At 40.8% G+C, this 5,704-nt stretch carries 14 protein-coding genes; 3 read left to right on the forward strand and 11 right to left on the reverse strand.

The annotated features are described in order from the left end of the window. Nucleotides 1-168: 168 nt before the first annotated feature. The 7 genes from AC058W_RS17710 to AC058W_RS17740 form a co-directional block, all read right to left on the reverse strand. Nucleotides 169-645, reverse strand: coding sequence for a hypothetical protein (locus AC058W_RS17710; RefSeq protein WP_479390447.1), 477 nt, complete (start codon nucleotides 643-645; stop codon nucleotides 169-171). Continuing rightward, nucleotides 642-1,505, reverse strand: coding sequence for a hypothetical protein (locus AC058W_RS17715; protein ID WP_479390448.1), 864 nt, complete (start codon nucleotides 1,503-1,505; stop codon nucleotides 642-644). Before AC058W_RS17715 ends, AC058W_RS17710 begins: the two co-directional genes overlap by 4 nt. Before the next feature lie 20 nt (nucleotides 1,506-1,525). Continuing rightward, nucleotides 1,526-1,924 (reverse strand): RNase H family protein, encoded by a 399-nt coding sequence (locus AC058W_RS17720; RefSeq protein WP_118516446.1) that lies wholly within the window; start codon nucleotides 1,922-1,924, stop codon nucleotides 1,526-1,528. A gap of 2 nt (nucleotides 1,925-1,926) precedes the next feature. Next, nucleotides 1,927-2,685, reverse strand: coding sequence for a rolling circle replication-associated protein (locus AC058W_RS17725; RefSeq protein WP_117843819.1), 759 nt, complete (start codon nucleotides 2,683-2,685; stop codon nucleotides 1,927-1,929). 205 nt (nucleotides 2,686-2,890) lie between these two features. Continuing rightward, nucleotides 2,891-3,100 carry a hypothetical protein gene (locus tag AC058W_RS17730; protein WP_117843820.1) on the reverse strand — a complete coding sequence of 70 codons (210 nt, stop codon included), beginning with the start codon at nucleotides 3,098-3,100 and terminating at the stop codon, nucleotides 2,891-2,893. A 2-nt stretch (nucleotides 3,101-3,102) separates the two neighbouring features. Beyond that, the gene (locus AC058W_RS17735; RefSeq protein WP_278308716.1) at nucleotides 3,103-3,234 is read right to left on the reverse strand and encodes a hypothetical protein; all 132 of its coding nucleotides are present in this window, start codon (nucleotides 3,232-3,234) and stop codon (nucleotides 3,103-3,105) included. Continuing rightward, on the reverse strand, nucleotides 3,235-3,477 hold the full coding sequence (locus AC058W_RS17740; protein WP_117843821.1) for a hypothetical protein: 243 nt from the start codon (nucleotides 3,475-3,477) through the stop codon (nucleotides 3,235-3,237). It lies immediately after the preceding gene. A gap of 157 nt (nucleotides 3,478-3,634) precedes the next feature. Here AC058W_RS17740 and AC058W_RS17745 point away from each other — a divergent pair, with 157 nt between their 5' ends. Continuing rightward, nucleotides 3,635-3,856 carry a hypothetical protein gene (locus AC058W_RS17745; protein ID WP_147324760.1) on the forward strand — a complete coding sequence of 74 codons (222 nt, stop codon included), beginning with the start codon at nucleotides 3,635-3,637 and terminating at the stop codon, nucleotides 3,854-3,856. Here the strand turns inward: AC058W_RS17745 and AC058W_RS17750 are convergent. Further along, nucleotides 3,837-3,992: a hypothetical protein gene (locus AC058W_RS17750; protein WP_181993240.1), complete on the reverse strand. Its 156-nt coding sequence runs from the start codon at nucleotides 3,990-3,992 to the stop codon at nucleotides 3,837-3,839. The two genes, AC058W_RS17745 and AC058W_RS17750, sit on opposite strands and share 20 nt — an antisense overlap. Nucleotides 3,993-3,996: 4 nt before the next feature. Continuing rightward, nucleotides 3,997-4,224, reverse strand: coding sequence for a helix-turn-helix domain-containing protein (locus tag AC058W_RS17755; protein ID WP_117674623.1), 228 nt, complete (start codon nucleotides 4,222-4,224; stop codon nucleotides 3,997-3,999). 117 nt (nucleotides 4,225-4,341) lie between these two features. Here AC058W_RS17755 and AC058W_RS17760 point away from each other — a divergent pair, with 117 nt between their 5' ends. Continuing rightward, nucleotides 4,342-4,725 carry a DUF2513 domain-containing protein gene (locus AC058W_RS17760; RefSeq protein WP_181993239.1) on the forward strand — a complete coding sequence of 128 codons (384 nt, stop codon included), beginning with the start codon at nucleotides 4,342-4,344 and terminating at the stop codon, nucleotides 4,723-4,725. On the opposite strand, the gene AC058W_RS17765 is transcribed toward AC058W_RS17760, so the two are convergent. Together AC058W_RS17765 and AC058W_RS17770 are read right to left on the reverse strand one after the other, a co-directional pair. Next, entirely contained in the window at nucleotides 4,720-4,923 is a 204-nt protein-coding gene (locus AC058W_RS17765; RefSeq protein WP_117843823.1) for a hypothetical protein, read from the reverse strand. The two genes, AC058W_RS17760 and AC058W_RS17765, sit on opposite strands and share 6 nt — an antisense overlap. 16 nt (nucleotides 4,924-4,939) lie before the next feature. Next, complete coding sequence (locus AC058W_RS17770) at nucleotides 4,940-5,143, reverse strand: helix-turn-helix domain-containing protein (protein ID WP_117843824.1); 204 nt, start codon at nucleotides 5,141-5,143, stop codon at nucleotides 4,940-4,942. Nucleotides 5,144-5,374: 231 nt separating this feature from the next. Here AC058W_RS17770 and AC058W_RS17775 point away from each other — a divergent pair. Beyond that, nucleotides 5,375-5,704: helix-turn-helix domain-containing protein (locus AC058W_RS17775; protein WP_479390449.1), on the forward strand; the 330-nt coding region annotated here is incomplete at its 3' end.

The raw sequence follows: 5,704 nt of genomic DNA on the forward strand, positions 1-5,704 counted from the left end.
GATATGATATAGACGTTTACGTTGAATTTCATGCCTGCATTTGCAAGGATATCCATTCCGCTGTGTTCCAGTCTTCCGGCTTTTAACACTTCCGGAAGATTTCCGGGATACAGGTATGACGGAACGAATCTCTTTCCATGTGGTTTGTCCCAGAATTCCTGCGAAAATTCATCTGCTTCCGGAATTGTGCCGTACCATACTTTTCCCCAGGTTTCCCCTAGCGGTATGATGGCTCGGCATCTTCTCGAACAGTTCTATGTCTTTCTTCCCTGCTGTCCATCTGCAGACTGCCTGGAACTGACGCTCCACCCACTTTTTACCATATTGCTGCAGGATAGTTACCATGCCTTTGGCTGTCTTTTCCTCCTGCCTGCTGTTTGTCGTTGCCGGTGTCTTGCATTTCGGGCATATGATTTTTTCTCCATGCTTCCATCCGTTTTTTTCTCCAGCCGACATAACCGCAGGCGGTACGAGCTCGAATGCAGTCCGGTTCTCTTCTTTCTTAAAAAACAGGATGTTCCCCGGAAATAGTTTATCTTCTACCCACTTCTCTGCTTTCTGCGGCACACAGGGGACTTCTGTCATCATTTCATTGATTCTTTCCTGCTTCCGGATGTATGCCAGGTCTCTTTTTGTTTCATTCACTGTAGTCTCGTAGCTGTCGATGCTGTAGGTATCCAGAAAGTCATATACCCTGTCTCTGTCTTCCTGTGCAGCCCACTCCATATCCGGGGTGCTGTGCGTAAAAGCTCGTTTTTCAAAACCGGCTGGCCCATGCAAAGTCTGAGTACATTTTTGAGTCCGCAGGTTGTCCATGTTTCATTTACCCATGTACTGTGGTTCTTTTTATCTGCAAAATACCTGGCTTTCAGTTCTCCTTTAACGAACAGGCTGATCTCTACTGCCCGCTCTCCGTCCGCCTCAAGAAGCTGGCTTGCAGCGATCACACTGTCGGAATCTTTTACTTTTTGGACTGTACATGGGATGCAGCGTAATAATTTTGTCCGTTTCATGCCTTTGTCCCTCCCATGTGCGTAATCCCGGATCAGTTTCTTGGCTTTTGCCATGCCCGGAACTCCAAATGTCACCTTGCCGGCGCTGACTCCTGCTGCCTTTGTGAGCGCTTTATCTACCGTGATCTGGTTTTTAAAAGAATATTCCAACAGAACCGCCATGCATCCCTGCAGAGTCTTTCCTTTCTTGCGAACCTGGTGGGCGATCATCTCGTTCTCCATACAGAGTCCCTTGATGTACTCTACCCAGTCCAGCATCAGTTCCTTAGGTTTTAATTCCATGCATTCCACATCGATCTTACCAATAGCTGCAGATGTGGAATCGCAGAGGGATGGGATGGCTTCTTCCAGATACATCTCTACATAATCATCCGGAATGCCGTTTTCCTTTGCCAGCTCTTTTAAGCTGTCAATATCTCCTTCCTGTAGAAGGTTGGCTGCCAATTCATTGATTTCTGTGTATGAACTCATTTCTCCAAATTTCTCAAACATTATGTTCTCCTCTCACGTTTTCATATTTGCATTTTGAATCGCACTGCATGGTTACTTAACAGCTTGTCCGCCTGCTGCCAGAGGTCTGCATTGCGTAATTCCTTCTTGTCTTTTCTGGTCCATCCATTTTCTTTCCATTCCGGAAGGCTGCGGTATCCGTTCTGAAGGTACCCACTGGTTGTGTGGATTGTGACCATGGATGGTCTATGTATTCTCTGCAAGGCATCCACCAGGCATTGCAGAGCCATTCGGTTTACTGTTGTGTTTTCTACATACGCTGATCCGCTGATAGGATTCCCAGGGCCTTTAGGGAAATCCTTGCTGGCAATTATGTACAGGTATTTACCTTTCTTTACTTTTGCACCTTTTTCTCTGACAAGAATGGAAACATCTACTCTTGCCATCCTGGGTTCTCCCATCTTTAAATCCTCCTGTCTATCTTTACAAGTGTGTAATGACGGTATGCGTAACCGGTAATCGGGTTGATTCCCATCCGTACAGAATCTTTGTCTATGTAATATCCTTTTGGTGCTGCGGGATAGATCAGTTGTCCCTGCTTGTCCACCAGGCTCCGGCGTTTGACTTCTTTTCTCTTCGGGTCTTTTCTGATCAGGTTCCTGGATGGATGGTAATCCTTTGCTTTTTCCGGTTCCCACTCCTTTTTAGGTGTTGCTATATAGTTTGCAAGTTTTCCGTCATTGACTTCGTATACGATTTCTGGGTATGCTTTCCCATACTTCCACAATCCTGCAATCATTTTGTCGGTGCGATTATCTTTATCTGAAGATTCTGCATTTACCAGAAAATGTATGTGAACAGCTCCTCTTTCTCCGATCTGGGGACGATAGATGTATTTCAGTTCCCATCCTCTTTTTTTGTATTCCCTCCGGAGTTTCCGTATGAAGTCTGCCATGATCTTCATCATCTCTTCCCATCTCGGTCTTTCATCTTTTCTGAATGTCAGGGTGTACCAGTAATCCCCTGGTAAGAAATTCCATTTGATTAATCGGCGGAGGTCTCTTTCCTTTTTCCACTGGTTTCTTTTCTCTATATCTTCGGGGGTTGCCTTTTTCTTCTCCTGTCTCTTCTGTCCCCTGGCTCCATACCTCCCGGTATGCTTTTCCTCTATCTCCATGGTCTCTCCACAGTCCCATGTATCCCTTATGTATCCACACTTCATGTCTCACCTCAGGTCGTAAGTCTAATACTTCTAATCGAGTTTTTAAGAGGCTTTCCGCCCCTGAAAAAGAGTTAAAAATATAGCAGGTTTTTCCTGCTTAAATCTTGACTTTCTGACACCTGGGTGTTATATTTTTTATAGGTTTTATTATCCAAGTGGCAGAAAGTCACCCCGGCTCATGTATTTGCATTACATGAGTCTTTTTTTATTCAATATGTTCGATCGGACCGTACAGGCATTCCATCTCTTTTGCTTTTCTGGTTGCTTCTTCCAGAGTGCCTATATAACTTGCAAGGTTTCCGGCTTTAAATCGAACAATACGGATGATTCTCTGTTCGTTTGAGGGAGTTTTTACGGACTTCTGGGTTTTTCTGGAAATCCGTTCTACTTCCTTTTTTCTTTCTTCTTCTGTCATTTCTACTCCCATTCTCTATTGATCTGGCTTACTGCCCAGAATGCTGCCATCCCGAAGCAGACGTTTAACCAGATCGGGATGTCTACGTACTTCCCTGCAAGGATGCAGAGGGCTATGATTATGTACTGTTTCATTTATTTCTCCTCTCGGATCATCTTCATAAATTCTTCATCGGGTAACTGTGCTTCTTTGTAAAGGATTCTCAGCTCCCGGAGAGTAAAGAACTCCGGGGCTTTGAGTCTGTTACAGTCTGTCGCATCACTGTATCCCATTAATTTACAGATCTGGGCTTTACTCTTTCCAGCTCTGAAAAAGTGATAAAATCTTTTTGCGGCTTCGTTAAGTGGAGCATCGCGGTTTAATTTTACTTTTGGCATTGTTTGCCTCACCTCTCTTTCTGGATATCTAAACCATTACATATATACGCAATATATTGTGTGCAAACATATTTTCTATACATTATATTGACATTCTAGTATTTTTATAGTAACATGCTATTAGAACGTTCAATTTTAATAGAAAGGTGGTGTATGTATGGCAAAAAAATATAATTTATTCAGCAAATCTGACATGAATCGTTTTTCCAGAGATTTAGAAAAAACAATGCGTTCTAATATTGAGCAACAAGCAAATTCTCGTTGTTACGATATAGAATGTCCGCATTGTCGCTCCTCAGTTTCCGTAACTCCCGGAAAAAGTCTTTGCCCGTTTTGTCACAATGAAATTGATCTTAAACTCAACATTTCATATAAATAAAAATATTGAGTTTTTTGGAAGCCAGTTCATCTGCCAATGAATTGGCTTCTTTTAATAATTCCACTAAATAGCTTATTTTCTCCTGTGCCTCTGTTATATCCGCAGTTACTTCTAGCTGTATGAGGTCTTTTTCCATTTGCCTATGCTCCTTTCTCTATTTCAAAAAGATAATTTATTTCAACTCCAAGAGCTTTTGCGATTCTTGGAATATCACACGCTTTAATTAAGCATCTGCCTGCAATCATGTCATTTAACTTCTGTGGTGTACAGCCAACACGTTCTGCTACATAAACCTGTTTTAATCCTTTTTCTTTTATGGCCTTGGTGATTCCGGCATTAACAGGGTAATTCATCTCTTTTATATTCATTGCTTTTTATCTCACCTCTCTTTCTGGGTATCTAAATTATTGACTTTTTTCTTCCTTTCTCCTATTCTTGTATTACAGGGTAGTGACGTACCTGAGTAATATAGAAAGGACATGTTTATGAAATTAAATATTGATTGTGTGCGAGATATTTTACTTGAGCTTGAGACTTTTCCTATAGGCGTTTATCCGGTAGGATCTCTCAAAAATTCTATAGCCAACCACGGTAGAGAAAATGTAGAATACACTCTTGTAAAACTATCCGAAGCTAATTATGTAAATGTTCAATATTGTCGTATGACTAATGGAAGTTTTCTCTTCGACAGCATTCTTGATATTACTTTTCAAGGTCATGAATTTCTGGAAAAAATTAGATCTGATACAGTTTGGAATGGCAAAGTAAAACCAGCGCTTTCAAGTATTGGATCTATGTCCTTTGATGTAATATCTAATGTAACAGGCAGTGTTGTTTCAGCTCTTGTTTTAGGTAAATTAGGTTTATAACTTAAAAATCTTCTTTACCACAAAACGGGTACATTCATATCCTTCTTGTTCATCTGGAAGTTTGTACCCGTTTTTCTCGATATAATATATAAGAGCTGCACAAGAAACATATCGTATTAGCCACCCTATAGCGCATATTGTGGTTGTTGCAATAAAAAATGCTGTTACTATTGTTCTCACCTCTTTCTGGGTATCCAAATCATGTTTTCCTCCTCTATGCTGTCTCTTTCTGGTCTGACAGAAAGTATTCAATTGGAACATGGAAATATCTTGCCAGACGACTAAGGCTTTCTAAGCTCGGCTCCGACCTCCCAGATTTCCAATTTGAAAATGCGGTTTGGCTAATTCCTGTTTCTTTTGCAACTTGATAAGAAGTTTTGTTTGTTTTATCTAATAGTTCGCTATATTTTTTGTACAAGATTACACCTCCTTACGAAAGCATTTTCTATTGATAATACTTTCGAGCTGTGATATACTTTCAATTATAAAACTACCACATCTTATAAAAGATAGCATTTCAAATTCGCAAGTATTCCTTTGTGCTTACTTTCGCTTTCGTAAGTACATAATACATCCTTTTTCGTTAGTAGTCAAGTAATTTTGCTAACTTTTGCGAAAGTATGCTATTTTTGTGAAAGGAGCACAATTTATGTACGAAGTATTTGAACAGCTTCTACAAAAGAAGGGTGTTTCTTCCTACAAAGTTGCAAAAGAAGCTGGTGTAACACAAACAGCATTAAGCAACTGGAAATCTGGTCGAAGCACACCAACAGCTAAAACACTACAAAAGATAGCTGATTATTTCGGCGTAACAATCGACTATCTGATGACAGGAGATGATTCATCCGAACAAGGTTTAACAGCAAGGGATAATCGTGATATTGCAAAGGACTTAGATAACATCATGGAAAAGCTGACATCCGGTGAAAACGGTCCTGCCAGTTATAATGGAGAAGAAATCAGCCCAGGTGGCGAACCA

Source organism: Blautia sp. CGZ-1-C1 (genome assembly GCF_056504575.1).

Excerpts from the sequence above, each read along its gene's own strand:
- AC058W_RS17715 (WP_479390448.1), bottom strand. The coding sequence starts at position 1,505 with ATGTTTGAGAAATTTGGAGAAATGAGTTCATACACAGAAATCAATGAA.
- AC058W_RS17745 (WP_147324760.1), top strand. The coding sequence starts at position 3,635 with ATGGCAAAAAAATATAATTTATTCAGCAAATCTGACATGAATCGTTTT.
- AC058W_RS17735 (WP_278308716.1), bottom strand. The coding sequence starts at position 3,234 with ATGAAACAGTACATAATCATAGCCCTCTGCATCCTTGCAGGGAAGTAC.
- AC058W_RS17725 (WP_117843819.1), bottom strand. The coding sequence starts at position 2,685 with ATGAAGTGTGGATACATAAGGGATACATGGGACTGTGGAGAGACCATG.
- AC058W_RS17755 (WP_117674623.1), bottom strand. The coding sequence starts at position 4,224 with ATGAATATAAAAGAGATGAATTACCCTGTTAATGCCGGAATCACCAAG.
- AC058W_RS17750 (WP_181993240.1), bottom strand. The coding sequence starts at position 3,992 with ATGGAAAAAGACCTCATACAGCTAGAAGTAACTGCGGATATAACAGAG.
- AC058W_RS17730 (WP_117843820.1), bottom strand. The coding sequence starts at position 3,100 with ATGACAGAAGAAGAAAGAAAAAAGGAAGTAGAACGGATTTCCAGAAAA.
- AC058W_RS17720 (WP_118516446.1), bottom strand. The coding sequence starts at position 1,924 with ATGGGAGAACCCAGGATGGCAAGAGTAGATGTTTCCATTCTTGTCAGA.
- AC058W_RS17760 (WP_181993239.1), top strand. The coding sequence starts at position 4,342 with ATGAAATTAAATATTGATTGTGTGCGAGATATTTTACTTGAGCTTGAG.
- AC058W_RS17740 (WP_117843821.1), bottom strand. The coding sequence starts at position 3,477 with ATGCCAAAAGTAAAATTAAACCGCGATGCTCCACTTAACGAAGCCGCA.